This window comes from Shewanella sedimentimangrovi (genome assembly GCF_017354965.1).
GTDB lineage: Bacteria > Pseudomonadota > Gammaproteobacteria > Enterobacterales > Shewanellaceae > Shewanella > Shewanella cyperi.
In genome coordinates this window covers 1,820,127-1,844,687 of the sequence record NZ_CP071502.1, presented here as the reverse complement: position 1 = coordinate 1,844,687, position 24,561 = coordinate 1,820,127, and the positions used below count along the sequence as shown (strand labels likewise).

The 24,561-nt window shown below is 55.5% G+C and carries 23 protein-coding genes; 7 read left to right on the top strand and 16 right to left on the bottom strand.

The window, feature by feature from the left end; genetic code table 11:
- The first annotated feature begins 7 nt into the window (after window positions 1-7).
- Entirely contained in the window at window positions 8-850 is an 843-nt protein-coding gene (locus tag JYB85_RS07905; protein WP_207381746.1) for an ABC transporter permease subunit, read from the top strand.
- On the top strand, window positions 847-1,746 hold the full coding sequence (locus JYB85_RS07900) for an ABC transporter ATP-binding protein (RefSeq protein ID WP_207381745.1): 900 nt from the start codon (window positions 847-849) through the stop codon (window positions 1,744-1,746). Before JYB85_RS07905 ends, JYB85_RS07900 begins: the two co-directional genes overlap by 4 nt.
- Before the next feature lie 221 nt (window positions 1,747-1,967).
- On the opposite strand, the gene JYB85_RS07895 is transcribed toward JYB85_RS07900, so the two are convergent.
- The 3 genes from JYB85_RS07895 to JYB85_RS07885 form a co-directional block, all read right to left on the bottom strand.
- Window positions 1,968-2,177, bottom strand: coding sequence for a cold-shock protein (locus tag JYB85_RS07895; protein WP_011072720.1), 210 nt, complete (start codon window positions 2,175-2,177; stop codon window positions 1,968-1,970).
- Window positions 2,178-2,476: 299 nt separating this feature from the next.
- Window positions 2,477-3,316, bottom strand: a complete 840-nt coding sequence (gene rlmA, locus JYB85_RS07890) for a 23S rRNA (guanine(745)-N(1))-methyltransferase (RefSeq protein WP_207381744.1) — start codon at window positions 3,314-3,316, stop codon at window positions 2,477-2,479.
- 52 nt (window positions 3,317-3,368) lie between these two features.
- Window positions 3,369-4,169 carry a hypothetical protein gene (locus JYB85_RS07885; RefSeq protein ID WP_207381743.1) on the bottom strand — a complete coding sequence of 267 codons (801 nt, stop codon included), beginning with the start codon at window positions 4,167-4,169 and terminating at the stop codon, window positions 3,369-3,371.
- A 255-nt stretch (window positions 4,170-4,424) separates the two neighbouring features.
- On the opposite strand from JYB85_RS07885, the gene sbcB reads away from it, so the two are divergent.
- Both sbcB and cdd read left to right on the top strand, forming a co-directional pair.
- A complete protein-coding gene (gene sbcB / locus JYB85_RS07880) occupies window positions 4,425-5,837 on the top strand; it encodes an exodeoxyribonuclease I (RefSeq protein WP_207381742.1) in 1,413 nt (470 codons plus the stop codon).
- Between the two features lie 87 nt (window positions 5,838-5,924).
- On the top strand, window positions 5,925-6,818 hold the full coding sequence (gene cdd / locus JYB85_RS07875; RefSeq protein ID WP_207326019.1) for a cytidine deaminase: 894 nt from the start codon (window positions 5,925-5,927) through the stop codon (window positions 6,816-6,818).
- A 92-nt stretch (window positions 6,819-6,910) separates the two neighbouring features.
- On the opposite strand, the gene JYB85_RS07870 is transcribed toward cdd, so the two are convergent.
- The 11 genes from JYB85_RS07870 to yceD form a co-directional block, all read right to left on the bottom strand.
- Complete coding sequence (locus tag JYB85_RS07870; RefSeq protein WP_207381741.1) at window positions 6,911-7,786, bottom strand: NAD(P)-dependent oxidoreductase; 876 nt, start codon at window positions 7,784-7,786, stop codon at window positions 6,911-6,913.
- Window positions 7,787-7,833: 47 nt separating this feature from the next.
- On the bottom strand, window positions 7,834-9,363 hold the full coding sequence (locus tag JYB85_RS07865; RefSeq protein WP_207381740.1) for an FGGY-family carbohydrate kinase: 1,530 nt from the start codon (window positions 9,361-9,363) through the stop codon (window positions 7,834-7,836).
- Between the two features lie 4 nt (window positions 9,364-9,367).
- Window positions 9,368-9,847 carry an acyl-CoA thioesterase gene (locus JYB85_RS07860; RefSeq protein WP_207381739.1) on the bottom strand — a complete coding sequence of 160 codons (480 nt, stop codon included), beginning with the start codon at window positions 9,845-9,847 and terminating at the stop codon, window positions 9,368-9,370.
- A gap of 312 nt (window positions 9,848-10,159) precedes the next feature.
- On the bottom strand, window positions 10,160-11,398 hold the full coding sequence (gene fabF, locus JYB85_RS07855) for a beta-ketoacyl-ACP synthase II (protein ID WP_207381738.1): 1,239 nt from the start codon (window positions 11,396-11,398) through the stop codon (window positions 10,160-10,162).
- Window positions 11,399-11,605: 207 nt separating this feature from the next.
- Entirely contained in the window at window positions 11,606-11,839 is a 234-nt protein-coding gene (gene acpP / locus JYB85_RS07850; RefSeq protein WP_006081231.1) for an acyl carrier protein, read from the bottom strand.
- A gap of 163 nt (window positions 11,840-12,002) precedes the next feature.
- Complete coding sequence (fabG, locus tag JYB85_RS07845) at window positions 12,003-12,749, bottom strand: 3-oxoacyl-ACP reductase FabG (RefSeq protein ID WP_228289719.1); 747 nt, start codon at window positions 12,747-12,749, stop codon at window positions 12,003-12,005.
- A 10-nt stretch (window positions 12,750-12,759) separates the two neighbouring features.
- Entirely contained in the window at window positions 12,760-13,686 is a 927-nt protein-coding gene (gene fabD / locus JYB85_RS07840; RefSeq protein ID WP_207381737.1) for an ACP S-malonyltransferase, read from the bottom strand.
- Between the two features lie 55 nt (window positions 13,687-13,741).
- Window positions 13,742-14,701, bottom strand: coding sequence for a beta-ketoacyl-ACP synthase III (locus tag JYB85_RS07835; protein WP_207322814.1), 960 nt, complete (start codon window positions 14,699-14,701; stop codon window positions 13,742-13,744).
- Between the two features lie 15 nt (window positions 14,702-14,716).
- Window positions 14,717-15,745, bottom strand: a complete 1,029-nt coding sequence (plsX, locus tag JYB85_RS07830) for a phosphate acyltransferase PlsX (protein ID WP_207381736.1) — start codon at window positions 15,743-15,745, stop codon at window positions 14,717-14,719.
- Between the two features lie 15 nt (window positions 15,746-15,760).
- Window positions 15,761-15,931 (bottom strand): 50S ribosomal protein L32, encoded by a 171-nt coding sequence (gene rpmF, locus JYB85_RS07825; protein ID WP_011496728.1) that lies wholly within the window; start codon window positions 15,929-15,931, stop codon window positions 15,761-15,763.
- Between the two features lie 16 nt (window positions 15,932-15,947).
- Window positions 15,948-16,472 carry a 23S rRNA accumulation protein YceD gene (gene yceD, locus JYB85_RS07820; protein WP_207322812.1) on the bottom strand — a complete coding sequence of 175 codons (525 nt, stop codon included), beginning with the start codon at window positions 16,470-16,472 and terminating at the stop codon, window positions 15,948-15,950.
- Between the two features lie 254 nt (window positions 16,473-16,726).
- Between yceD and JYB85_RS07815 the strand changes: the two genes are divergently transcribed.
- The gene (locus tag JYB85_RS07815) at window positions 16,727-17,314 is read left to right on the top strand and encodes a Maf family protein (protein WP_207381735.1); all 588 of its coding nucleotides are present in this window, start codon (window positions 16,727-16,729) and stop codon (window positions 17,312-17,314) included.
- 56 nt (window positions 17,315-17,370) lie between these two features.
- Here JYB85_RS07815 and JYB85_RS07810 read toward each other — a convergent pair whose 3' ends face one another.
- Window positions 17,371-17,970 (bottom strand): HAD-IIIA family hydrolase, encoded by a 600-nt coding sequence (locus JYB85_RS07810; RefSeq protein ID WP_207382006.1) that lies wholly within the window; start codon window positions 17,968-17,970, stop codon window positions 17,371-17,373.
- 44 nt (window positions 17,971-18,014) lie between these two features.
- On the bottom strand, window positions 18,015-18,977 hold the full coding sequence (rluC, locus tag JYB85_RS07805) for a 23S rRNA pseudouridine(955/2504/2580) synthase RluC (RefSeq protein WP_207322810.1): 963 nt from the start codon (window positions 18,975-18,977) through the stop codon (window positions 18,015-18,017).
- A gap of 599 nt (window positions 18,978-19,576) precedes the next feature.
- On the opposite strand from rluC, the gene rne reads away from it, so the two are divergent.
- Together rne and JYB85_RS07795 are read left to right on the top strand one after the other, a co-directional pair.
- Window positions 19,577-22,816 carry a ribonuclease E gene (rne, locus tag JYB85_RS07800; RefSeq protein WP_207381734.1) on the top strand — a complete coding sequence of 1,080 codons (3,240 nt, stop codon included), beginning with the start codon at window positions 19,577-19,579 and terminating at the stop codon, window positions 22,814-22,816.
- A gap of 176 nt (window positions 22,817-22,992) precedes the next feature.
- Window positions 22,993-24,549: a SulP family inorganic anion transporter gene (locus tag JYB85_RS07795; RefSeq protein WP_207381733.1), complete on the top strand. Its 1,557-nt coding sequence runs from the start codon at window positions 22,993-22,995 to the stop codon at window positions 24,547-24,549.
- Window positions 24,550-24,561: the final 12 nt, after the last annotated feature.

The following is a 24,561-nucleotide window of genomic DNA, read 5'->3' as shown; positions in this document are numbered from 1 at the left end:
AGCACACATGTCCCATTCCCTGGCCCCAAAGGTTCCGCCACTCGCCAGCCATATTTTTATGGTGGCGACGCAGGAACTTAAAAAAGGCTTTTTAAATATCCGCGGTTTGATGTCCATGGCGGCATTTTTGCTGGTGTGGGGGCTTATCCTCATGTATCCGGTCAGACAGGCCTCTTCTTTTATCAGACAACAGGGATTTAGGGACTTGCTGAGCAGCGTGTTTGGCACCCAGACCCTGGATAAACTCTTTGCCTGGCCCGTGGCCGAGCTGGCCGTTTTCTGGGTGCTGGCCCTGTATCTGTTTCCGTTGTTCACCCTGGTGGTGGCTGCCGATGTTTTTTCATCGGATCTGAGCCGCAAAACCCTCAGGTTTATGGTGCTCAGGGTGAGTCGTACCGGCCTGTTTCTTGGGCGGGTATTGGGACAACTTCTGCTGCAGTCGGTTTATATGTTGGCGGCTCTGCTGGCCACACTGATCATGACCCTGATGCGGGATGCCTCGCTACTGGGTGAAGCCCTCTCCACCACGATACTTATCTATTTGAACCTGCTGATTATAGTGCTGCCCTATACCACAGCCATGGCATTGCTGTCTTTGTATTCCAACAGCGCCAGGCAAGCCTCAGTGCTGGCAGTGGTATTTTGGACCCTGCTGTGGATAGTCACTTCCGTCGGCAGCTACTATTTCCCCGGACTCGGATTCCTGTCCTGGCTGATGCCGGGTTCGCAATTGTCCGGGATGATTAACAGCAGTGTCGGCGCAGCCCTGACATCGGCGCCGCTTCCGTTGGCACAGGCCGCCTTGTTGCTGCTCCTGGGTCACCTCTACATGCAAAGGAGAGCCCTGTGAGCCTGCTGACAACCCAATCCTTAAGTAAATATTACGGCAGCAAAGCGGCCCTCGAAGGCGTTGACCTCGCACTTGAGGCCGGCGCGCCCATCGCCCTTGTTGGCCCCAATGGCGCCGGAAAAACCACCCTGTTAAGCCTGCTGTGCGGTTTTATCAAACCCAGCAAGGGGAAAATCACCATACTGGGCCAGGCTGCCGGCGATCCGGCCCTGCTTGGCCGGGTTTCCTGCCTGCCCCAGGATGGCTTGCTGGATCCCAATTTCACTGTGTTGCAGCAGTTGAGTTTTTTCGGGCGCTTGCAGGGGCTTGGCCATCGTCAGGCCCAAGACGAAGCCATGCGGGTACTGACCCTGGTGGACTTACAGACAGTGGCCCAGAGCAAGCCCACAACATTGAGCCATGGCATGGGTAAGCGGGTCGCGATAGCCCAGGCACTGATGGGATCTCCTGAACTGGTGCTGCTGGATGAGCCCACCGCCGGTTTGGATCCCGCCAATGCCAGGGCCATCAGGGAGTTGGTGCGCGCCCAATCGGCAAACACCAATTTCATTATCAGCTCCCACAACCTCGATGAGCTGGAAAAGCTCTGTGGCACAGTGCTGTATCTGGAACAGGGACGTCTGACCCAGTCGTTGTCACTGGAACAGCAAGGCGGCGCCAGTTTCCTCAGTCTGAGTATGCAGAGCTGCGAAACAGACATGTTGCAACAGGGCCTGGAATCGCTGCCGTCGGTGATCCGAGTAAGGGCCAAGAACGGCAAGGACTTTCTGATTGAGTATCAAGGCGGTGAGCCTTACGTGCTGGAGCAACAACTGCTGGAACTCTGTAAGGCTCAGGGGGCCAAGTACAAGCTTTTACAAAATGGCCGCTCCCTGGAAGACACCCTGTTTTCATAGGAGCTAGCCAATCAGCTGAAGACCCACCCTGGTGGGTCTTTTTATTTGCCTGCGTTCTGTACCTGGGTGCTGCTGTCTGGATGCCGTGTGCTGGTTATTGAAAAGCTGTCGCAATTTAATTGCCAAATGCTCTGTTTTGCCGACAAACAGGCAAAAAAAAGCTGCGGCATTTGCCACAGCTCATTTTGTTTCTCGTGATGACCTGAGTCACCGCGGGAACATTAGCCGATAACGGTTACGTTTTCAGCTTGAGGACCTTTCTGACCTTGGGTCACAGTGAAAGATACTTTCTGACCTTCGTCCAGGGTCTTGAAGCCATCAGAGTTGATAGCACGGAAGTGAACGAATACGTCTGGACCAGACTCTTGCTCGATGAAACCGAAACCTTTGTCAGAGTTGAACCACTTTACTACACCAGTAACTTGAGACATATAAATGTTTCCTGTAAATATTTCAATATAAAGCCTTAACGGCGGTGGAGCTGGAAAATGCCGGTATTACTTATGATGTTTACAGGACGAACTGGTCGTATTGAACACATAAATATAAGCCCAACCTTCAAGCTTTAATGACTATAAACCTTTTATCACATAAGTCAACAAGCATCGGTATCGGCGTCCAGTATTTTTTTACTTAAATTTCGTGGAGTTGGCTCACATTTTTCCAAACGCGCTTTTGTGTAAAAACTCAAAATCGGCAATTCATCCCTGAAGCCCTTGTTTATATTGAGTTAGCGCTTGCGCAGCACCCTGATACTGAAATCCAGTTCACAGCCAAGTCCGGTGCGGCACAGCTCCGCCTTTTGTTCCTGACTGAGCTTCCAGGCGTAAGGCGTCATGGCAAGAAATGCCTCCGTCATGTCGCTCCGGCCCAACATCAGCTGCCACTGCAGTCGCTCAGCATGGATAAGCTCGAAACCTTCGGCGACCGAATCATCCTCGGGATGCAGTCTCGGCTCGGCGTAAATCAGTTGCTTGATGGCAAAGTGGTGCATGGGTCCGGGTTGCACCGTAATCAGACATGCCCCCGGACGCATCACCCGCAATAACTCCTCATCCCTTGAGGGGGCATAGACTCTGAGCAGCAAGTCGAAAGTGGCATCGCGAAAAGGCATGTCGTAGGCACTGGCGACGCAAAAGGCCAAATCAGGATAACGTTTGGCGCCGTAGCGCACCGCCGCCCGGGAAATATCCAGGCCATCGAGCGCCATGGGCGCCGCGGCATTCATCGCCCGAAACAGCCGGTGACTGTAATAACCTTCGCCACAGCCCAAATCCAGCGCCTGTCCCGCCCCCGGGGCATGGCTCAATGCCAGCTCGTTGATCCTGTCACTGAGCTTTTCATAGTAACCCGCGTCGAGAAACGCCCGCCGCCCCTGGATCATCTCCTTGCTGTCGCCGGGATCCTTGGACCGTTTCTTGGCCACAGGCAGCAGGTTGACATAACCCTCTTTGGCACAATCGAAACTGTGCCCCTTGGCGCAGCTGTACTGGTTAGCTTGCTGTGCCAATGGCAGCTGGCATAAGGGGCATTGATATACCCTGCCCCAACTGCGATGTTGAGATGTCATTACGGCATCCTCGTCTTTAAATAGGTATTGATTTTACAAACATCGGCGACCATCAGGAGTCTTCTTTTACCAGAGCCTGCACCATGGCTGTCACTTCGGGGGGGGCCAGCAACTGGTAACACTCCAACTGCTGCTTCAGGCTTTCCAGTTCATCCATTTGATTGGCACTATGGCCATAATGGGTTCGCTCCTGGAGCTGACTGTGTCGCCTGAGCAGCCACTGGCGCTTCTGATTAAGCAAAGGCACCATGCGCCTGGCTTCATCCTGAAGACTCGTGTGCTTGGCCGTGCTCTCCAGAAACGCCAACAGTTCACGAGATGCCTGCTCCAGCTCACTGATGTGTACCGCCAACATGGCCACACCCAGGCCGTAATCAAATTCCCGCGCCAGAATCGCCCGCGCGTGCGACAGCGCCTGGGGCTCGTTCAACAGCCGCAGATCTTCTTCAAGGGCCAAGAGTTCGAAATGTTCGTTATCCAGCAAAGCAAACTGGCCCGGACTGTCGGGGATAAAATCCAGTCGCAATCCCCTGCGCAGGGACTCAAGCAGGCGCGCCGGCGCCACCCCCAAACGGCAGTAGAGTCTGAAGCCCTGGCCCCTGCCCCGCGCCAACAGGTTTTCCACCGGTGCCGTGGCCTGCTTTTTGGCACATTGCAGCTCAAACAGTGGCTGACAGCGCACCGTCAGCAGTAACTGGGGGGATTCGTAGGCCGCCACCACCACCTCAAGTAAGGGGGCGCGTAGGGCCTGAATAAGCACCAGATCGCTGATATTGTCGCCAAGACGTAACTGAAATTGCCCCGGATGCTTTAGATCCTGCACCATGGGCATACCGAAAAATTGATTGAACATACGCACTTCCCTTGTCGATGGCGCGATTGTACCGTCAAGACAAGCGCTAAGCACCCGCAATTTCCGATATGCAAGATGTTGACGCAGCTAATCCCGCTTGAGGGAAACAGTTATGAACCATGAATAGTTTTTCACTCTGATTGCTATCCGCTGCATATTTGGCCAACAAGCCAGCGCCAAAGCCTGCCAAGGATGAATATGCCGGCACAAGTGGTAAGATAGCTCCTTACCTTCATGGACAGACGCGAAATTCCAATGACAGATTACATCCAGCCCACTATTTTTTGGCACGATTACGAAACCTTTGGTGCCAATCCGGCTAAAGACAGACCGGCACAGTTTGCCGGGGTGCGGACCGATCTGGATCTCAACATCATTGGCGAGCCGGAAACCTTCTACTGCCAGTTGGCGCCGGATTATCTACCCTCACCCGAGGCAATACTCATCACCGGCATCACGCCACAGCTCGCCAACCAAAGGGGCGTGCCTGAGACGGAGTTCATGGGGCGGATCCAGTCGCTGTTCAGCGTGCCCAATACCTGTGTGGCCGGTTACAACTCGCTGCGTTTCGATGACGAAGTTACCCGTTACGGCTTTTATCGCAACTTTATCGATCCCTATGCCCGCGAATGGCAACAGGGTAATTCCCGCTGGGATCTCATCGACCTGGTCCGCGCCTGTTACGCCCTGCGCCCCGACGGCATCAATTGGCCCACCCGCGAGGATGGCAGCCCCAGCTTCAAGCTGGAATTATTGACCGCCGCCAATGGCCTGGGCCACGACAAGGCCCACGATGCCATGTCGGATGTCTACGCCACGATAGCGCTGGCAAAGCTTATCAAGGAAAAGCAGCCCAAGCTGTACGATTACTATTTCCGTTTGCGCCGTAAACAGGCGGTTGGCGAGCAGGTCGATGTACTGGCCATGACGCCCCTGGTGCATGTGAGCTCCAAGATCAGTGCCGCCCAGGGCTGTGCCACTCTGATAGCGCCCGTGGCCCACAATATGCGCAACAAGAACGCCGTGGTGTGCGTCAATCTGGCCATGGATATCAGCCCCTTGATTGAGCTGGAAGTGGCGCAACTGCGGGAGCGTATGTATACACCCCGCACTGAATTGGCGGAAGACGAACTGCCGGTACCGGTGAAACAAATCCATCTCAACAAGTGTCCCTTTATCGCCCCGGCCAAGACCCTGGATGATACCAGTGCCGAAAGACTCGGCATTGACAAGGAATTCGCCCGCGAGCAATTCAAGCTGCTGAAACAACATCCGGAAATCCGCGAAAAACTTACGGCCATGTTCGATGACGAGCCTGTGGCAAACGGCAGCGATCCGGACCTTATGCTCTACAGCGGCGGCTTTTTCTCCCCCGCCGACAGGGCCAAGATGGAGATTATCCGCAATACTCAGCCCCAGAACCTGGCGGCGCTGTCGCTGGAGTTTGACGATGGCCGTTTGCCGCAGATGCTGTGGCGTTACCGGGCCCGCAACTACCCGCAGACCCTGTCCCATCAGGAAAGCATCAAATGGCGGGAGTTCTGCCAGCAGCGTCTCAGCGATCCGGACTATGTGATCCGGCTGGAAAATTTGCTGGAAGAAACCCAGAATGATGAAAACAAACAAAAACTTTTGAGCGCTTTGTGCCGTTACCTGCAGTCTCTCTAGCCACAATTGCGCGTCAGATCCCAGTCCTGTTGTAATAAAATAACTAGACTGACAACCCAATAGCCACACAACCAAGGAATCAGGGAAATGCAAGACAGATTCGTGCGCAGCATAACCCAATTACCGGAAGCCCTCGCCGGCGCCATCATGCCACTGCTTAACCAGGGCTTCAGCGGCCATCTGGATGCGGTGCAGGTCAAAGAATTGTGCCGTGTCTCCGGCCTCGACAATCACGGTTTGGGTCTGGCACTGCTGCCCCTGGCCGCCAGCCTGGCCAAACCTCCGGTAAGTGACTTTTATGTCGGTGCCATCGCCATCGGCAAGAGCGGTGACTTCTACATGGGCGCCAACCTGGAACTTGAGGGCGAAGCCCTGTTTCATTCGGTGCATGCGGAGCAGAGCGCCATCAGCCATGCCTGGCTCAGCGGCGAGGTAGAAATCAAGGACATAGTGGTCAACGCCAGTCCCTGTGGCCACTGCCGCCAGTTCATCAATGAGCTGGTACATGGCCAGAAGGTGCATATTCACCTGCCGGGACAAGCCACGGCGCCCCTGTCCCATTACCTGCCCTATGCCTTTGGACCCGCAGACCTCAATGTCACTTCCCCCCTGCTCAGCAAGCAACAGACAGAGCTGGAACTGGAGAGTGACGATCCGCTGCTGATTGAGGCACTCGATCACGCCAGCCTCAGCTATGCCCCCTACAGTCGGTGTCATGCCGCCGTGGTGCTGGAAACCGATGACGGCGCCACCTTCTGTGGCCGCTACGCCGAGAACGCCGCCTTCAACCCGTCTATGCTGCCGATGCAAATGGCGCTGTCGAATCTGGTACGCCACAATCGCGAATTTTCCAGCATCAGCCGCGCCATATTGCTGGAGTCTTCCGCCGGTAAAATTTCCCTGGTGGGCGCCACCATGGATGCGCTGCATACTGTGGCCGCGGTGCAACTGGAACACCTGGTGGTGGATCCTGTGCGCTGATAAGCCGCAACGAGAAAAGAAAACAGGCCCGCAAATGCGGGCCTGTTGTTTTTTGTCTTATTACTTACTTCTGATTGCTTATTTGTGATTGCTTATTTGCGGTTCTTTTCCAATCTGGCCATCAGGCTGGAAGTATCCCAGCGATTGCCGCCCATGGCCTGCACTTCGGCGTAAAACTGATCCACCAAGGCAGTCAGCGGCAGACTGGCACCATTGCGGCGGGCCTCGTCGAGGGTGATCCCCAGATCTTTGCGCATCCAATCTATGGCAAAACCAAAGTCATACTTGCCGGCCCACATGCTTTGATAGCGGTTTTCCATCTGCCAGCTCTGGGCTGCGCCCTTGCTGATGACTTCCACCACCCGCTCGCCATCCAGGCCGGCGCTGCGGGCAAAGTGCAATGCTTCGGCCAGACCCTGCACCACACCGGCGATACAGATTTGATTGACCATCTTGGTCAGCTGACCGGCACCAGAGTCCCCCAGCAGTTCAGCGCAGCGGGCATAGCTCATGATCACCGGCTTGACCTGGTCAAACACCGCAGGATCGCCACCGGCCATAACGGTCAACACACCGTTAACGGCACCGGCCTGACCGCCGGACACGGGCGCATCGATAAAGGCCAATCCAGCCTCGGCGAAACGGGCCGCCAGTTCTCGGGCCACATCGGCAGACGCCGTGGTGTGATCAACCAACACAGCGCCGGGCGCCATGGCATGGATAGCCCCCTCTTCGCCCGTCACCACCTCGCGCAGATCGTTATCATTGCCGACACAGACGAACACTATGTCCTTATCGGCGGCAGCCAGCCTGGGGCTGGTCGCATATTGGCCCTGGTATTCTTCCACCCAGGCCTTGGCCTTGCTCTCGGTACGGTTGTAAACGGTCACCTCGTGACCTGCCTTGACCAGATGTCCTGCCATGGGATAGCCCATAACGCCCAGGCCCAGAAATGCGACTTTTGCCATTGATGTTCCTTACTGCGGATACAGATAATTATTTATTTTTAAAATAGTTACATGGTCTGAAACAAGGGTTTCAGCCTTGGATACAGCCTGGCGTGTTGCCTGGCCACAACCCGGTAGCACGCGACCCGCCGGGGATCCGGCTCAAAACGTTGCGCCGATTTTGCCATACCGAGGCGCGCTTCGGCGAGCGATTCATACTGCCCCATGGCGACGGCAGCGCACATGGCCGCACCGAGACCTGAGGCTTCGCTCACCGAAAGCCGCTCCACCGGCAGGTTGAATATGTCGGCAGCCATCTGCAGCACCACGTCACTTTGGCTGCCACCACCTGTCACCCGAATAAGGGACGGCACAGTGCCGCTGACCTTCCGCAGTCGCTCAAGGCCGCGGGCGAGGGTCAGCAAAACCCCTTCAATCACCGCTCGGTAGAGGTGAAAACGACCGTGTTCGGGACGCCAACCGACGATGGCCCCCCTGGCTTCGGGCCCGGGAAAAATTACGCCCTGCGCCCAGGTGGGGCTCAGCAGCAAACCATCGGCCCCCGGCGTAACAGCGTCAATCCGCCGTAAAATATACTCTTCCGGGCTCAGTCCCAGCGCCTTGGCCCCTTGACAGTCTTCAGCACCAAACTCGCGAATAAGCCAGCTCAGCAGCCAAAATCCGCGCTCCAGTTGCACCTCGGACAGGAACTGCTTTGAATCCAATGACGGAAACGCCGGCGCGTAACGATAGGCCTCGGTATAGCGCTCCAGCCCCAGAGTCACGGTCGCGGCACTGCCGAGACTGACGCAGGCAAGGCCGGGATCACCGGCGCCGGCGGCATAGGCCTCACAGGCCTTGTCGGCCCCCGCCAATACCACGGGCAAACCGGTCGGCAAGCCCGTTAGGGAGGCAAAGCCGGCACTGAGCCCGCCGTGAACCGTGGTGGCCTCGGCCAGCGGCAGCATTTGCTGCGGACGACAGTTAAGGGCGCGCCAGCGCCAGTTGCCGGCGTTGGCAAATCGGCGCCGTCGATAATCAAAGGGCAAATAGCCCACCTGGTAGGCCACGCCATCGCCCAATTTGTCCGTCAGTCGACTCAACAACAGCCCACTGAGCAAACCAATTTTGGGCGCTTCCGCCACCTTGTGCCGGTCAAGCCAGTTGGTTTTGGCACAGCGGCGCAGATAATGAATGCGTTTTCCAAGCCCCAGCAATCCAAAGCCCAGCCGCTGGTACCAGGGCAAGGGCATTAATTGCTCTGCTGCCAGGCGTCTGTCGGACCACATAAACACATCGGACTGGGCATGGCCGGACTCGTCCATCAGCACCAGGCAGGCTCGCTGGCAGGTGAGGCTGAGGGCGGCTATTTGTCCCGGACGAACGCTGGATTCGGCCAGCAGCTTTTGCACCACGGCCGTTAGCTGAGCGACACAATAGTCGCCACTCTGGCTGGCGGCGGCCGTGCCCTGCTGCTCTTCACGGCAATTGGCATTGGCCAGTTGCGCCTTGGCAATCAGATTGCCTTTGGGATCAAACACCAAGGCCCGTGTGCTTTGGGTACCGTAGTCCAGGGCCAGGAAGTACTGATTATCCATAGACTCAGGGAGTGACGTGGGCGGCCATCTCGGCACCGATTTTCTTGCGCATTTCCATCAGGCGAATGGCCGATTCCCGCAGCGCCTTGTCTTCCTCACTTTGGGGGACCCACTCAGGCACAGGGGTGGGTTTACCTTCATCGTCAACCGCCACCATGATAACGATGCAGTGGGTCGTCAGGTGCCGGGCCGATTCCTTGGGATCGCCGGCGCGCACATCCAGGCCAATGTGCATAGAGGTACTGCCGGTATAGATGACCTTGGCACTGACCTCCACTATGTTGCCGACATGAATGGGCTTAACGAAGCGGATCCCACCGGCATAGGCGGTAATGCAGTACTTGCCGCTCCAGCCGGCGCCGCAAGCATAGGCCGCAAGGTCAATCCATTTCATTACGGCGCCGCCGTGTACTTTACCGCCGAAATTCACATCGGCGGGCTCCGCCAGGAAACGCAGGGTGATCTGTCTGTCTATACCGGCCATGGTAGTGCCTTGAAAGGAGTGATAATTCTTTTGAGTTTACGCCAAATTGGGGCCGCCGAGAATGGTCTTGCCCAAATTTGCCACCCGCCTGCTCAGGCGCTATCGCCCCATAGCAGGGCTTGCATAGCTAGGTTGCATAGCTTGGTTGCATAGCTCGGTTGCATAGCTCGGTTGCATTGCTCGGCTTGCATAGCCGTCACCAGCGATTGTTGCAGAAGGAATAGAGCCCTTTGAGCCATTTTGCCTGCTGTGAAACATTAAAAAAAAAAGCAAGCCCTCAGGCTCGCTTTTTCACTGAACTCACTCTTGGACTCAGACGCGTTTCAGCAGCAAGGAACCGTTGGTTCCACCGAAACCGAAAGAGTTACACAGGGCATAGTCCAGCTTGTGCTGGCGCGCCTCGTGTGGCACGAAGTCCAGATCGCAACCTTCGTCCGGATTATCCAGGTTGATGGTAGGCGGCACGGCCTGATCTTTCAGGGCCAAAATGGTGAAGATGGCTTCCACAGCACCGGCAGCGCCCAGCAGGTGACCTGTCATCGACTTGGTGGAGCTGACCAGCACCTTGTAGGCCTGATCGCCAAATACGGATTTAACCGCAGCGGCTTCGGCCTTGTCACCGGCAGGCGTTGAGGTTCCGTGGGCATTGATATAACCAATCTGCTCCAGGACCAGGCCGCTGTCCTTGATGGCATTGGCCATGGCGGCCGCGGCACCGGCACCGTTCTCCGGTGGCGAGGTCATGTGGTAGGCGTCGCCACTCATGCCAAAGCCAACCAGCTCGGCATAGATCTTGGCGCCACGGGCCTTGGCGTGTTCGTACTCTTCCATTACCAGTACGCCGGCACCGTCACCGATAACAAAACCGTCCCTGTCTTTATCCCATGGGCGACTCGCGGCCTGGGGATCATCGTTACGGGTCGACAGCGCCTTGGCGGCGGCAAAACCACCCACACCCAGAGGACAGGTCACGTCTTCGGCACCACCGGCAATCATCACGTCCGCATCACCGTAGGCTATGGTGCGGGCGGCGAAACCTATATTGTGCACCCCTGTGGTACAGGCCGTGGTCACGGCAAAGTTGGGGCCTGTCATGCCGTACATGATGGACAGGTGACCGGCAATCATATTGATAATGGTGCTGGGCACAAAGAAGGGAGAAATCTTACGGGGACCACCGTTCATCAGCGCTGTGTGGTTTTGTTCAATCAACCACATACCGCCCATGCCGGCACCGATGGCGGTACCCACACGACCGGGATCTTCCTGGCTCATATCGAGGCCGGAGTCACGTACCGCCTGAATACCTGCTGCCATACCGTACTGGATGAAGAGATCCATCTTACGGGCGTCTTTTTTCGACAGGTACTGCTCGACATCAAAGTCTTTTACCGAACCGCTGAAGCGGGTGGAAAATTCGCTGGCATCAAACTTGGTAATGGGCGCTATACCACTCTTGCCATCAAGCAAGGCTTTCCAGGTAGAGTCCACATCATTGCCAACCGGGGTTACCAGTCCAAGACCGGTAATCACTACGCGACGTTTAGTCACAGGCGTCACCTTCTGTTGTCAAATTCTTGGGTTGAGAATAGCGGCTTGGGATTGTGCGCGCCATCCTGTGTGCCTGAGTGGCCGGGATCTGTCATTAAGATCAAAGAAAAGAAGTGATCCCGCGCCAGCTGCTGGTTGTACCAGCCAAGGCGGTCCAGAAACAAAAACAGGCGGCAATAATTGCCGCCTGTTTTCTGGAATTCAGTATTACTGATTCTTGGAAACGTAGTCGATCGCAGCCTGAACTGTAGTGATCTTCTCAGCTTCTTCATCAGGGATCTCGGTGTCGAACTCTTCTTCCAGAGCCATAACCAACTCAACAGTGTCCAGAGAATCTGCACCCAGATCGTCAACGAAAGATGCCGCTGGCTTAACGTCTTCTTCTTTAACGCCCAGTTGCTCTACAATGATTTTCTTTACACGTTCTTCGATGTTGCTCATTAGTTTTCTTTCCTATTCAAATTACGCACTTGCGTAAGATTGCGAGTAGTTTATTCGATTTGGTCGACATTGCAAGCCAAGTTTGCGTGGTCTAACCACGAAAACTCGCCAAAATGAGACCCTTATCGCCACTCAATTGCGACAGTATCCCTGCCATTCGCCCTTAAACCATGTACATGCCGCCGTTGACATGCAGGGTTTCCCCTGTGATGTAGGCAGCAGCGTCCGAGGCCAAAAAGAGCACAGCGTTGGCAATTTCTTGAGCCTGGCCCAATCTTTCCATCGGAACCTGGGACATGATGGCTTGTTGTTGCTCTTCAGTCAGCTCGTCCGTCATGTCGGTCTGGATAAATCCAGGAGCAATAGCATTAACCGTAATTTGACGAGATGCAACCTCTCTGGCGAGAGATTTTGTAAATCCAATCAAACCGGCCTTGGCTGCTGAATAGTTTACCTGTCCGGCATTGCCCATGGTACCAACCACCGAGCCAATGTTGATGATACGGCCGAAACGCTTTTTCATCATGCTGCGCATCACAGGCTTGGACAGGCGGAACAGGGATGTCAGGTTGGTGTCCAGGATATCCTGCCACTCGTCATCCTTCATGCGCATCAGCAAATTGTCACGGGTAATACCGGCATTGTTGACCAGAATATCAACATCACCGGCCTTTTCTTTGATCTGGGCAAATAAAGTGTCCACAGATTCACTGCTGGTGACGTTCAGCACCATGCCAAAACCTTTTTCACCCAGGTACTCGCCAATGGCTGCCGCACCGGATGCACTGGTGGCGGTACCGACGACGGTGGCGCCGGCGTCACGCAGCGTGAGGGCGATAGCCTTGCCGATACCACGGCTGGCGCCGGTGACCAGGGCGACTTTACCTGTCAGATCCAGGGTTACACTCATGAAAAACTCCTTATTGAGTCAACGCAGCCAGCGAAGCCACGTCGTTTACCGCTTGGGCGGAAAGAGATTTATTAATTCTTTTTGCAAGTCCGGTCAATACCTTGCCAGGACCACATTCGATAAGCTGGGTTACACCTTCGGCCACCATCAGCTCCACGGTTTCGGTCCAGCGCACGGGGCAATAGAGCTGACGCACCAGGGCATCGCGGATGCCATCGGCATTGTCCACCTTGGCCACATCCACGTTGTTGATGACGGGAATGGTCGGCGTGCCAAACTCAATACCGGCCAGTGCCTCGGCCAATTTGTCAGCCGCAGGCTTCATCAGGGCACAGTGGGAAGGCACGCTCACGGGCAGCGCCACGGCCATCTTGGCACCGGCAGCCTTACAGGCCGCGGCTGCACGCTCAACTGCGTCTTTCTGACCGGCGATTACCACCTGCCCCGGGCTGTTGAAGTTGACCGGGCTGACCACTTCACCCTCGGCTGACACTTCACAGGCCTTGGCAATGGCATCGTTATCCAGACCGATAATGGCGTACATGGCACCTGTACCTTCAGGCACGGCGGCCTGCATCAGCTGACCGCGCAGCTCCACCAGTTTAATGGCATCAGCAAAATTCAGCACTCCGGCACACACCAGAGCGGAATATTCACCCAGGCTGTGACCGGCAAGCACGCTTGGCAATGGCTTGCCACTGGCCACATAGGCACGCCAAATGGCGACGCTGGCCGCCAGCAAGGCAGGTTGGGTCTTGTCGGTTTGATTCAGTTGCTCCACCGGACCGTTTTGTACCAGGGCCCAGAGATCGTAACCCAGGGCTGCGCTGGCCTCGGCAAAAGTATGAGCGATAACTGAGTGTTCGGCGGCCAATTCGGCCAGCATACCCACGGCCTGTGAACCTTGGCCCGGGAAAACAAATGCGAATTTATCCATATTCGGTAACCTTTTGGGAAGGGTTTAAAGAGGCCGGCAACTTGCCGGCCACTGATTAAAATCGAACCAGGGCACTGCCCCAGGCAAAGCCGGCGCCAAAAGCCTCCAGCAACAACAATTGCCCGCGCTTGATGCGACCGTCACGAACGGCTTCATCCAGGGCAATCGGCACTGAGGCGGCCGAGGTGTTGCCGTGCTTGGCCAGGGTCAGCACCACTTTATCCAAACTCATGTCAAGTTTTTTGGCGGTGGCGTTGATGATCCTGAAGTTGGCTTGGTGCGGCACCAGCCAATCTATGTCTGACTTTTGGATGTTGTTGAGGCGCAGGGTTTCTTCCACCACATGGGACAACTGAGTTACAGCCACCTTGAAGACATCGTTGCCCTTCATGGTCATGTAACCCACAGCCTCTGAGGCTTCACCCTTGCGGGGTGGGAAGGCACATTTGAGCAAATCGCCCTGACGGCCATCGGCATAAATATGGGTGTTGATTATGCCCTGCTCTTCGCTGGCACCCACCACAGCGGCACCGGCGCCGTCACCGAACAGGATAATGGTGGTCCTGTCCTCTGGCTCACAAAGACGTGACAGCACATCGGCGCCTATGACCAATACCTTTTTCGCGGCACCGGTTTTGATGAACTGATCGGCAACCGACAAGGCATAAACGAAGCCTGAGCAGGCTGCGGCCAGGTCGAATGCCGGAATGGTATGAACCCCAAGCATGGCCTGAATTTCACAGGCGGCAGCGGGGAAGGCATTGCTGGCACTGGTGGTGCCGCAAATGATCATATCCAGCTCTGAAGGGTCAATGCCTGCCATTTCAATGGCGCCCAGGGCAGCCTGATAGCCCATGGTGGCAACAGTTTCATCCACAGCGGCAATGCGGCGCTCTGAAATACCTGTGCGTTCAACAATCCACTGGTCACTGGTTTCCACCATTTTTTCCAGATCCAGATTGCTACGCACCTGCGCCGGCAAATAACTGCCGGTTCCAAGAATTTTTGTATGCATAGTGTTTAGGAGAAATCAGCCGTTGATGTCTAACAGAATCGACTCGAGGCGATCTTTAATCATCTCGGGGAGCCGACGTTGAGCCTCGGTAACCGCCAGATTGATAGCTTGCAAATATGCAGCTTGATCGGCATTACCATGGCTTTTTACAACTATTCCGCGCAATCCTATCAGACTTGCGCCGTTATAGTGGTCGGGGTTCATCTGTTTGAGAACAGACTGGATCCTGGGGGAAATCACTCTCGCCAATAATCTTATCAGCCAACCCTGGGTCAGGCCCTGTTTTAATTGGTGCACCAACAGCCGGGCTATGCCTTCCGAGGTCTTGAGGGTGATGTTGCCGACAAAGCCGTCACAGACTATGACGTCGACGCAGCCGGTGTAGATTTCGTCGCCCTCAATAAAGCCGGTGTAATTGAGTTGCGGGGTATGCAACAACAGTTGTGCCGCCTGCTGCACATCGCCATTGCCCTTGCATTCCTCTATGCCCACATTCAGCAGCGCCACCTTGGGACGGGATTTCTTTTCCACCGCCTCGCACAGCACAGAGCCCATCACCGCAAACTGAAACAGGGTTTCATAATCGCAGGAGACATTGGCACCAAGATCCAGCAGATAGACGGGGTTACCCGTCACCGCCGGCAGGCAGCTGACCAGAGCGGGTCTGTCAACGCCGGGCAAGGTTTTCAGCAGCACCTTGGCCGAAGCCATCAGGGCGCCGGTATTCCCTGCGCTGACACAGGCGTGGGCATGGCCATCACGAACCTGCTCTATGGCCAGACGCATGGAGCTGTTTTTGGCCTTGCGCAAGGCATGCACGGGCTTATCATCCATGCGCACCACTTCAGTGGTATGGATTATGGAAACTCGCCGGGATAACTCGGGGTCCGCTGAACGCAGTATGGGGAGAATTTTGCTTTCATCGCCGACCAGGATCATCTTGAGGTCGGGATTTAGTCTAAGTGCCTGCAGGGCTGCAGGCACCGTGACGTGGGGGCCGTGGTCGCCCCCCATCGCATCCAACGCAAGCGTCAGATTCGTCATAAGCCTATCAACAAATTACTTGTTGATAACCTTTTTACCACGGTAGAAGCCATCGGCAGTCACGTTGTGACGCAGATGCAGTTCGCCGCTGGTCGCGTCTACAGACAGCTGAGCAGTGCTCAGAGCGTCATGTGAACGGCGCATGCCACGCTTGGAACGGGATTTTTTATTCTGTTGTACAGCCATGGGTCTGTCTCCTGGATTACTTGCTCTTCAGTTTTTCTAACACTGCAAACGGATTTGGACGCTCCTCTTGAGCGGGGTCAATCTCGCCTACCACCATATCTTGCGAACCCAGGCTGCAATCATTGTCTTCATGCGCCGGGATTAAAGGTACAGCCAATATCAATTCATCTTCGATCAATTGATGCAGACGTATCTCGCCAATTTCATTGCACTCAATAGGGTCATACGCATCCGGGAGCTCATCGATTTCCGCTTCTGTCCGGCAAGGACTGAAGCAAAAGTCGACCGTAACCTCAGTGGTAAAAAGTGTCATGCAACGTTGACATATCAGAGTGAGCTCCGTCACAGCCTTCCCTTTCAGGTAGACTATCCCCTGTAAATCCACGCCACATTCCAACGACACTGTCACATCGGAACAGTCGCCGGCACATAACTCATTCAATCGCTTCAGCTGCTTGCCAGGGACCACACCCTGAAAATCAAGGCGGCTCGAGGCTGCGCGAATGGGATCAATTGAAACCGGTATCTTTACTGTTTGCATAGGGCGCGCATATTATAGTTTCAACACGCCGGAGTCAAAGAAAAATTTCTGCATCTACTACCGACTTTAGCGGCAGTTGCAGTCCTCTCTCCGGCATAGAAATTGACGGACGCAAAATATTACCCAAGCCAAGGGGACAGCACAAGCCAAAAGCGGTCAAAATAAGCGCGTTCGCCAAGGCTGCCATGGACTTGTCATCGGGCAAGCAAATGGCAGACAATTACGCCATCCTTTCTTTGAGCTGTTCATCCGCAATGACTCCGAAATTGATTTTAGCTTCCACCTCCCCCTTTCGACAGCAGTTGCTCAATAAACTGGCGTTGGATTTCGACACCATGGACCCGGGCGTGGATGAAAGCCCCCAAGAGGGCGAGGCGCCGTTGGCACTGGTAGAGCGATTGGCAAGGGAAAAGGCACTGGCAGTGGCCAAACGCTGCGACGTTCCGGCATTGATCATAGGCTCGGATCAACTGGCAGTGTGTGATGACCATATTCTCGGCAAACCCCTGACGGCAGAAAACGCCATTGCCCAGCTTAAACAGCAAAGGGGCAAGACAGTGACCTTTTATACCGGATTGGCATTGGTGGATAACCGGAACATGTCCTGCCAGAGTGTGGTTGAGCCCTTTGAAGTACGTTTCAGGCAACTGAGTGATGAGCAGATTGAGCGCTACGTCGAGCTGGAGCAACCGCTGTGGTGTGCCGGCAGCTTTAAGTCGGAAGGTCTGGGAATTTGCCTGTTCGAGTCTTTGAGCGGCCGCGATCCCAATACCCTGGTGGGTCTGCCACTTATCAGCCTGTGTGAATTGCTGATGAACGCGGGTATGGACCCACTGGCCTAAAACCTGGACTTGCCTAAAATCAGGCCTTGATTTCAAGGCCCGTATAATAGCCGCGGCTAAAGGTGGGTTAACAGCTCAATGGGCGAAGAGATAATCGCCAGCGGCTCTGCCCGGGTTAGTTGCTCGGCGCTGTGGGCGCCGTAGTTGACACCTATGGCGGCAATGCCCGCATTGTTGGCCATATTAAGATCGTGCAGCGAGTCACCTATCATCAGGGCTTTTTCGGCACACACACCCAGCTCAGCAAGAATTTCGCTGAGCATTTGCGGATGAGGCTTGCTGTGGGTCTCATCGGCACAGCGGCTGGCATCAAAGTAATGTCCAAGACCGGTTTCAGCCAAAATGCGCTCAAGTCCCGCCCTCGCCTTTCCCGTGGCTATGGCCAGACGGTAGCCCTGCTCCCTGAGGCTGGCCAAAAGGGTTTCTACGCCATCAAACAAGGGGCTCGGCGTGCCATTGAGCATCAGATAGTGCTCGCGATACCGGCCCATCATGTGGCCGCGCTCATCGTCACTGAATTGCGGAAACAGCTGCGCCATCGCCAGCGGCATCGACAAACCTATGATATCGCGTACGGCCTGATCTGAGGGAACCGCCAACTCCAGCTCCTGTGCCAATGCCTGCATGCAGATGACAATCTTGTCGATGGAATCCATCAAGGTGCCATCCCAGTCGAAAATGACCAGGTCGAACCGACGACTCACTTCATCGGCTCCAGCTTGGTCAGCAAGGTCTGCAACTCGTCATCCAGCGGCGCTTCCATTACCATCTCGGTCTCGGTGTCAGGATGAGTGAATCTGAGCCTGGCAGCGTGGAGGAACAGGCGATTCAGGCCCAGGGCACGCATACTGTCATCAAACTTTTGCTCACTGTATTTGTCATCACAGGCAATGGGGTGGCCCTGAAACTGACAGTGCACGCGGATTTGATGGGTACGGCCGGTGACGGGACTGGCCTGCACCAGGGTGGCACCCTGAAAATAGTTGACGACCTGGAAGCGGGTTTCGCTGGGCTTGCCATCGCTGGACACCCGCACAATGCGTTCACCTGACTTCAGGGTCAGTTTCAGCAGCGGAGCCTTGACGACCCTGTCATGGCTTTGCCACTGGCCGCGCACCAGCGCCAGGTAATCCTTCTGCATTTGCTTATGCCTGAGCTGGTCATGCAAATGCTTGAGCGCACTGCGCTTCTTGGCAACCAGCAACACACCGCTGGTATCCTTGTCGAGTCGGTGCACCAATTCCAGAAACTTTTGCTGCGGCCGCAGGCTACGTAATGCTTCAATAACACCGTAGTCCACGCCACTGCCACCATGTACCGCGATGCCAGCGGGTTTGTTCAGCACTATCAGGTGCTTGTCTTCAAACAGTATCCTGTCTTCCAACTGGGACACCCGAGACAGATTGGCGGACGGCGCGGTGCGGTAATCTTTTTCGGCCACGCGCACGGGTGGCACCCGCACCTCGTCACCGATTGCCAACTTATATTCGGGTTTAATACGGCCCTTGTTGACCCTGACCTCGCCCTTACGAACGATGCGATAGATCATGCTCTTGGGCACGCCCTTAAGCTTGCTCAATAAAAAGTTGTCGATACGCTGGCCGGCGTTGTCTTCGTCTATGGTGACGAACTGAACCTGGGTGGGGGAAGTTTCTGTACTCATGGTGAACCATCTGCAATAAACGCCGGGCATTGTACAACATGTGGCAAGAATTGTGGCTTTCCATTGCCGAAATTTTTGATTGTTGCTATTCTTCCTCGGCGCTGGTGGTTTTACAGTGGATAAAATGTTCACAACTCCCCGGCGCGCACCGCGGTTTTACCGGAGTAAAATAAACGACCCTTGGGTCGCAATTCATTGAATTGCAAACCGTATTTTTAGTACAAAATATCAAAACTCAGGTTTTATACGGTTAAACTCATTAAGTCGCCATTACAATATGGTTTCTGTTGAAAACCGTCCCGGATTCGAAGACTAATGTAACTTGTCACCGGACAACGACACTCGACTTTGGGCATTCACGGAAAGAAATTATTTGAATTTATGGGGTTGGTTGATGTTTTACAACGAATTCCTTGTTTTTGTAATCATTGAAAAATAAGCCATAAATCGGTAGCGACACGCAGAGATTGCGTCTAACAGCAATGCGCACCCAACAAGCCTGACTAGACCGGCCGAGAGGCCCCGTCCCGAATATGTCAGGCCCTGAATGCAGTCAATTGCCTTATCCGGTGACCCATTTAAAGAAGAATGACGTCACCATGAAACGTATGTTAATCAATGCAACTCAATCAGAAGAGTTGCGTGTAGCCCTGGTAGATGGGCAACAACTTTATGATCTGGATATCGAAAGTCCTGGTCATGAGCAGAAAAAAGCCAACATTTACAAGGGTAAAATCACCCGCGTAGAACCCTCTCTCGAAGCAGCCTTCGTAGACTATGGTGCCGAGCGCCACGGTTTCCTGCCCCTGAAAGAAATTGCCCGTGAATACTTTCCCAAGGGATACTCCTTCCAGGGTCGCCCCAATATCAAGGAAGTGATCAGCGAAGGTCAGGAAGTCATAGTTCAGATTGACAAAGAAGAGCGTGGCAACAAGGGCGCCGCCCTGACCACCTTTATCAGCCTGGCCGGTTCTTACCTGGTGCTGATGCCCAACAACCCCCGCGCCGGTGGTATCTCCCGCCGTATCGAGGGTGATGAGCGCACCGAACTGAAAGAAGCCATGTCGGATCTGGAAGTGCCTGCCGGCATGGGCCTCATCGTCCGTACCGCAGGTGTTGGCAAGGAATCCTCCGAGCTGCAATGGGATCTCAAGGTGCTGCTGCGCCACTGGGACGCCATCAGGGAAGCCTCCGAGACCCATCCTGCGCCCATGCTGATCCATCAGGAAAGCAACGTGATAGTGCGTGCCATCCGTGACTATCTGCGCCGCGACGTGGGCGAAATTCTCATCGACCACCCACGGGTATTCGAAGAGGCCAAGCAACATATTGCTCTGGTGCGTCCGGATTTTGTTGAGCGGGTTAAGCTTTACAAGGCCGAAGTGCCACTGTTCACCCATTACCAGATTGAATCCCAGATTGAGTCGGCCTTCCAGCGCGAAGTACGTCTGCCTTCCGGCGGTTCGATTGTGATCGACCCCACAGAGGCCCTGACCTCTATCGATATCAACTCCGCCCGTGCCACAAAAGGCGGTGATATCGAAGAAACGGCCCTGAACACCAACCTGGAAGCGGCCGATGAAATCGCCCGTCAGTTGCGTCTGCGCGACCTGGGTGGTCTGGTGGTTATCGACTTCATCGACATGACCCCGGTTCGTCATCAACGCGAAGTGGAAAACCGCCTGCGTGATGCAGTGCATCAGGATCGCGCCCGGGTGCAACTGGGTCGTATCTCCCGTTTTGGTCTGATGGAAATGTCCCGTCAGCGCCTGCGTCCGTCGCTGGAAGAATCTGCAGCCCATATCTGCCCACGCTGTCATGGCCAGGGCACTATCCGCGGCACCGAGTCACTGGCCCTGTCTATCCTGCGTCTGATGGAAGAAGAAGCCATCAAGGAAAACACCTCGCAGATCGAGGCCATAGTGCCCGTGGACGTGGCTGCCTTCCTGCTCAACGAAAAGCGTAAGGCTATTCGCATCACAGAACAGCGCCATGAAGTCGAAGTGTACGTGATCCCGGATCCGCACATGATGACGCCTGACTTCAAGGTTATCCGCCACCGTAAGGATGACGAGATAGAAGAAGCCAGCTACAAGCGCACCGAAAAGCCAGAAGCCAAGCTGTACGAGCCGCGCAAACTGGAACGCACCGCAGCTCCTGAGCCGGTACTGAAAGGTTTTGGCGCCCCAGTGGCTATGGAAGCCCCGGTCAGCAAGCCTGCTCCCGTCAAAGCCAAGAAGGAAGAAGTGGCCAAGCCTGGATTCTTCAGCCGCCTGTTCTCAGCCATAGGCGCCATCTTCACCCCTGCCGAAAAGCAGGAAGAAGTAAAAGAGAAACCGGCCAAAACCGAAACCCGTCAAGGCGCCAATCGCAGCCGTAATCGCCGCCGTCCCGGTGAAGAGGGTGACAAGCGCGGTGGTCGCGGTGAAGGCAGTCGCGGCGAAGGTAGCCGTGACGGTCGCCGTGGTGGCCGTTCCAAGCAGGAAGCCCAAAGCAACCGCGAAGAAAAACCGCTGCGTGAGCGTGAAGAACAGCCAAAGCGTGAACGTGCTCCCAAGCGTGAACGTGTTGAGCGCGAAAAGCCGGTTGAACAGGTAGAAGTTGCCCAGTTTGACGATGAACCTAAGCAGGAAGTCGTACGTGAGCGTCGCCAGCGTCGCAACATGCGTCGTAAGGTTCGCATCACTGAGTCCCAGGAACTGAATGAACAGGTCCAGGTGGCGGCCGAAGTGGGTCAAACCGCCGAAATGGGTCAAACCGAAGTCAAAGTGGATGCACCGCAGGAAGACAAGCCTGCCAAGCCTCGCCGTCAGCCTCGCAAGCCAAAGAGCGAAGAGCAGATTGATGACGCAGCCGAAATCAAGGCAACTGCAACAGAAGCAACTGAAGTGGTCGAAACCGCTGAAGTAGTCGAAGACGCCGTCACCCAGGTCGCGGTATCAAACGAGTTCGCTGCGCCCCAAGGCGATGATGTTGACACCGATGCGATCGATACCGACTCCGAGCTTTCCGACGAAGACAAGCCAAAGCGTGAGGGCCGCGATGGCCAACGCCGCAGCCGTCGCAGTCCCCGCCACCTGCGTGCCGCCGGTCAGCGCCGTCGCCGTGATGAGCAGGAAGCCAACGGTGAATTGCCGGAAAGCGACGAAGCTGTCGCTGATGTGGCAACCCAGGTCGAAGCCACTGTTGTTGAAGCATCTGACGTTGAAGCATCTGTTGTTGAAGCGCCCGTCGCCGAAGCAAACGTGACTGAAAGTGCCGCTTCTGCCGCGCCCGTTGTTGCAGAGATTGCCGCTGAAACTCAGGTTGTGGCGACAGAAACGCCGGCTGCCGAAGCAGAAACCGCAGCCCCCGCGGCTGTTGAAGCGCCAGTAGTGGCTGCCTCAGTAGCCGAAACCGCTGTTGTCACTGAAGCTGTCGTTGCAACCGAAGCTCCTGTTGTAAGTGATGAAGCGGCTAAGCAGGACGCTGTTCAGGAACAGCCTGCTCCGGTAGCCGTCATCACCGAGAAGGCTGAAGTCGCCAAAACTGCAGCCGATGCAGCCAAGGCCACTGCCGCCAGCGCCCCAATGGCCAAACCGGAAGCGATCAAGCCGGTGAAAGCCCACAAGGTGCCAGAGGTCAAGGCAGCGCCGGTGAGCAACGAAGTTAAACCTGCCCGCGCCGTCAGCAGCCGCTTCGGCTCCATGGTCAGTTCAGATATGACCAAGCCTGTGGTGGAGAACCGTGAGCATGTGGCGACCCCCAAGGGCCGCGAGTATGATGCCTCCGACGCCAAGGCGACCGAGTCCATGGTGAGCAAGGCCAACAGTGCCGGCTCGGACATGGCTCGACCCTGAGGCTAAGCGGTAATGCACAAAAGGCCATGCATCGCATGGCCTTTTTGTTTTATCCCTTATTATGTCATCCCTTTTCGTTTCCAGGCCACCGGACTTCATCCGAAGGCGCATTTTTGCTAGACTGCGCCGCTTGGAATTTTGTGATCACCATCACCCTTAATTAACACGGGAACAGCATGTTTGATATTATCCGCCATAAATCCGCCAGCCACAGGGCCGATGTGCTCTCGGGGCTGACCGTTGCACTGGCACTGGTCCCCGAGGCCGTTGCGTTTGCCTTTGTCGCCGGTGTTGCCCCCATGATTGGCCTCCATGCGGCTTTTATCATGGGTTTGGTCACCGCCCTGATAGGGGGGCGTCCCGGCATGATCTCCGGCGCCACAGGTGCCATGGCCGTGGTGATGGTAGCCCTGGTGTCGAGCCATGGCGTCCAATACCTGTTTGCCGCCGTACTGCTGGCTGGCCTGTTACAGATCGGCGCCGGTATCTTCAAGCTGGGTAAATTTATCCGCATTGTGCCCTATCCCGTGATGATGGGCTTCGTCAATGGCCTTGCGATAGTGATCTTCCTGGCGCAACTGGGTCAGTTCAAGGCACCAGATGCCGAAGGCCAACTGCAATGGCTCACAGGCAACGCCCTTTACCTGATGTTGGCCCTGGTGGCCCTGACCATGGCCATCATTCACTTTCTGCCCAAATTCACCACTGCCTTTCCGGCGTCACTGGCGGCCATACTGACGGTGACGGCTCTGGTGGTGGGGCTGGATCTGGATACCCGTACCGTTCTGGACTTTCTGCGCGGCATGAGTGGTGACGAGCACGCCACCATAGCCGGCAACCTGCCGATTTTTGCCCTGCCCGAGGTGCCCTTCAGCCTGGAAACCCTGTCAATTATTCTGCCCTACTCTTTCGTGTTGGCGGCCGTGGGGCTGATTGAATCCCTGCTGACCCTGACGGTAATTGATGAGATGACGGGCACCCGTGGACGCGGCAATAAGGAATGCATAGGCCAGGGTGTGGGTAACGTCACCAGCGGTCTGTTTGGCGCCATGGGTGGTTGCGCCATGATTGGTCAGTCGATGATTAACATCAATTCCGGCGGCCGCGGTCGTCTGTCGGGGATAACGGCGGCGGTGGCACTGCTGATCTTTATCCTCTTTGGTGCCGACTTTATTGAAATCATTCCGCTGGCCGCGTTGGTGGGCGTCATGTTCATGGTGGTACTGGGCACATTCGAGTGGGCCAGCTTTAAAGTCATGCGCAAGGTGCCCAAACACGATGCCTTTGTCATAGTGCTGGTCACCACAGTGACTGTATTTACCGATCTGGCCTTTGCGGTCTTCGTCGGCGTGATAGTGTCGGCGCTGGTGTTTGCCTGGGAGCACGCCAAGCACATCAATGTGCAAACCCGTACCGATGCCAACGGCTGGAAGGTCTATGAACTCAATGGCCCGCTGTTTTTCGGCTCAGTATCCCACTTTCTGGAACTGTTTGATGCCAAGGCCGATCCCAACGATGTGATTGTCGACTTTGGCAATTCCCGGGTCGCCGATCACTCGGCACTGGATGCCATTGATACCCTGGCGGAGCGTTACGCCAGTCAGGGTAAAAAGTTGCACCTGCGGCACCTTAGCCAGGATTGTCGTGCCCTGCTGGCCAAGGCTGGCGATCTGGTGGAAGTGAATTTAATGGAAGATCCCCACTACAAGGTGGCGGACGATAAACTGGATTAACAACAAGGCGGC

Excerpts from the sequence above, each read along its gene's own strand:
- JYB85_RS07905 (WP_207381746.1), top strand. The coding sequence starts at position 8 with ATGTCCCATTCCCTGGCCCCAAAGGTTCCGCCACTCGCCAGCCATATT.
- JYB85_RS07895 (WP_011072720.1), bottom strand. The coding sequence starts at position 2,177 with ATGTCTCAAGTTACTGGTGTAGTAAAGTGGTTCAACTCTGACAAAGGT.
- rlmA (WP_207381744.1), bottom strand. The coding sequence starts at position 3,316 with ATGACATCTCAACATCGCAGTTGGGGCAGGGTATATCAATGCCCCTTA.
- JYB85_RS07885 (WP_207381743.1), bottom strand. The coding sequence starts at position 4,169 with ATGTTCAATCAATTTTTCGGTATGCCCATGGTGCAGGATCTAAAGCAT.
- sbcB (WP_207381742.1), top strand. The coding sequence starts at position 4,425 with ATGACAGATTACATCCAGCCCACTATTTTTTGGCACGATTACGAAACC.
- cdd (WP_207326019.1), top strand. The coding sequence starts at position 5,925 with ATGCAAGACAGATTCGTGCGCAGCATAACCCAATTACCGGAAGCCCTC.
- JYB85_RS07870 (WP_207381741.1), bottom strand. The coding sequence starts at position 7,786 with ATGGCAAAAGTCGCATTTCTGGGCCTGGGCGTTATGGGCTATCCCATG.
- JYB85_RS07865 (WP_207381740.1), bottom strand. The coding sequence starts at position 9,363 with ATGGATAATCAGTACTTCCTGGCCCTGGACTACGGTACCCAAAGCACA.
- JYB85_RS07860 (WP_207381739.1), bottom strand. The coding sequence starts at position 9,847 with ATGGCCGGTATAGACAGACAGATCACCCTGCGTTTCCTGGCGGAGCCC.
- acpP (WP_006081231.1), bottom strand. The coding sequence starts at position 11,839 with ATGAGCAACATCGAAGAACGTGTAAAGAAAATCATTGTAGAGCAACTG.
- fabG (WP_228289719.1), bottom strand. The coding sequence starts at position 12,749 with ATGAGTGTAACCCTGGATCTGACAGGTAAAGTCGCCCTGGTCACCGGC.
- fabD (WP_207381737.1), bottom strand. The coding sequence starts at position 13,686 with ATGGATAAATTCGCATTTGTTTTCCCGGGCCAAGGTTCACAGGCCGTG.
- JYB85_RS07835 (WP_207322814.1), bottom strand. The coding sequence starts at position 14,701 with ATGCATACAAAAATTCTTGGAACCGGCAGTTATTTGCCGGCGCAGGTG.
- plsX (WP_207381736.1), bottom strand. The coding sequence starts at position 15,745 with ATGACGAATCTGACGCTTGCGTTGGATGCGATGGGGGGCGACCACGGC.
- rpmF (WP_011496728.1), bottom strand. The coding sequence starts at position 15,931 with ATGGCTGTACAACAGAATAAAAAATCCCGTTCCAAGCGTGGCATGCGC.
- yceD (WP_207322812.1), bottom strand. The coding sequence starts at position 16,472 with ATGCAAACAGTAAAGATACCGGTTTCAATTGATCCCATTCGCGCAGCC.
- JYB85_RS07815 (WP_207381735.1), top strand. The coding sequence starts at position 16,727 with ATGACTCCGAAATTGATTTTAGCTTCCACCTCCCCCTTTCGACAGCAG.
- JYB85_RS07810 (WP_207382006.1), bottom strand. The coding sequence starts at position 17,970 with ATGGATTCCATCGACAAGATTGTCATCTGCATGCAGGCATTGGCACAG.
- rluC (WP_207322810.1), bottom strand. The coding sequence starts at position 18,977 with ATGAGTACAGAAACTTCCCCCACCCAGGTTCAGTTCGTCACCATAGAC.
- rne (WP_207381734.1), top strand. The coding sequence starts at position 19,577 with ATGAAACGTATGTTAATCAATGCAACTCAATCAGAAGAGTTGCGTGTA.
- JYB85_RS07795 (WP_207381733.1), top strand. The coding sequence starts at position 22,993 with ATGTTTGATATTATCCGCCATAAATCCGCCAGCCACAGGGCCGATGTG.